Source organism: Halorubrum sp. GN12_10-3_MGM, assembly GCF_005435235.1.
Taxonomy (GTDB): Archaea; Halobacteriota; Halobacteria; order Halobacteriales; family Haloferacaceae; genus Halorubrum; species Halorubrum ezzemoulense.
Genome location: NZ_SGUB01000064.1, coordinates 1 through 909, shown reverse-complemented (window position 1 = coordinate 909; position 909 = coordinate 1). Strand labels below are relative to the sequence as shown.

Annotated in this window: 1 protein-coding gene; it reads right to left on the bottom strand. The window is 57.0% G+C overall.

Annotated elements, in window-relative coordinates:
• Positions 1-581: hypothetical protein (locus EXE47_RS18245; RefSeq protein ID WP_137708629.1), on the bottom strand; the 581-nt coding region annotated here is incomplete at its 3' end.
• Positions 582-909 lie beyond the last annotated feature (328 nt).

The following is a 909-nucleotide window of genomic DNA, read 5'->3' as shown; positions in this document are numbered from 1 at the left end:
CCGTTCAATTCCACGACGGGATCGCGCGTTCGGGATACCTCTGTCCATGAGGCCGACACATCGACGGGGCCGCTGACCGATATATGCCCGGACTGTGAGCCCGTCGACAGATCGACAGATTCCGTTACGGTTTCGCCCGGACCGAGCAATCCTGTGTGCGCCACCGTCGATCCCGCAATAGTCACCGACGGATTTTTTGTCTGTGTCACCTCGTCATAGCTGAGAGTCCACGAGTCGATCCTATCCCCATCATGGCTCACCGAGACAGACGATTCACTGCCTGAGAGATCGATAGGCGCGCTCCCTCCGTCTGTGATAGACACCGACTCGGATCCTGCCGAGATCGTTGTCGTGCCGTCATATTGTTTGTTAATTGAGACGGTCTCAAGATTTGCGCCACCACCGCCGTCGGTTGAGCTCCCAGCTGATACCAGATCATCTCCCGGTGAGAGATCGACCGCGTAGGACCAATCTGTCGTTCCCCCGCCTGTTTTGTCGCGCTTCTCAGTAACGCGATCACCGTTTACCTCAAGCCAATTTGTTGTTGTTGTGTCGCTGCCAAGGTAGTCATCGGTGACCACCGAATATGTCCCGCTGGGCCAATCAGAGGGGACCGTAAATTGCTCTCTAGATAAAGTATCTTGTGCAGTTTGATCATCTGGTAGCGTCACCGATACCTCCGGCTCACCACCAGCTGGTCCCGTGGGCTCCAAATTCCCCCCGATGTCAAGTGACTTGGACCCAGCCGATGAACCCGATATTGTCCGTGTCGTCGTGTCCTTGTATCCGGTAAACGTTATCTGCTCGTCACGGGGTTGATTGTTGCCGCCGACTGTGAGCGGGATGGTATCGCCGTCGACCGCGCTCGCGGTGGAGGCCGAGGCTGGGGCAGTGTTTTCGACGCCCGTC